The sequence below is a fragment of the Gracilibacillus saliphilus genome, assembly GCF_010994085.1.
In the GTDB taxonomy this organism is placed as follows: domain Bacteria; phylum Bacillota; class Bacilli; order Bacillales; family Amphibacillaceae; genus Gracilibacillus; species Gracilibacillus lacisalsi.
Window position 1 is genome coordinate 1 of the sequence record NZ_WJEB01000086.1, and the last position, 489, is coordinate 489.

Below are 489 nucleotides of genomic sequence, written 5' to 3' on the forward strand. Positions count from 1 at the left end.
CCCCAATCATTTAGTTACTTGCTTCATCTACGCTAAATCGCCAAGTTACTTCTGTTGCAACGCCGGAAAGTCCAAGATTTAAAACCAAATCATAACTATCTGACTCATTTACATCAAATAGAAATTGTGCAGATGTTCTATCTCCACTTTCTAATGTTTCGTCTAATAAACCAATGGATTCATAGAAAGATGTGTTCTCAGCAGCTAAATCATCATTAAGGTTAATCAACCCTGCATTATATATTTCTTTTCCTTCAATAGACTCATTTCCTGTATTGTTGACTTCAAAGTCCACAAGAATAAAATGATCACGCAAAGGAGCTTCCCCCTCCATTTCTTCCAAAATTTCAAAGTTTTTAACTATTACTTCGTATTCACCCAATGTACTTTCAACTCTACCTGTCTCTCCCAGGCTTAAAATTTCGTCACTATCGGTTTCTTCTTGAGACTGTTGTTCTGTCGATTCATCATTTTCTTCTTCACTATTAC

General features: G+C 35.6%; 1 protein-coding gene. It reads right to left on the reverse strand.

Features of this window, described 5'->3' with window-relative positions:
- Positions 1-10: 10 nt before the first annotated feature.
- Positions 11-489, reverse strand: a 479-nt coding sequence (locus tag GHT08_RS21960) for a DUF4352 domain-containing protein (protein WP_163583502.1), incomplete at its 5' end; no start/stop codon positions are given.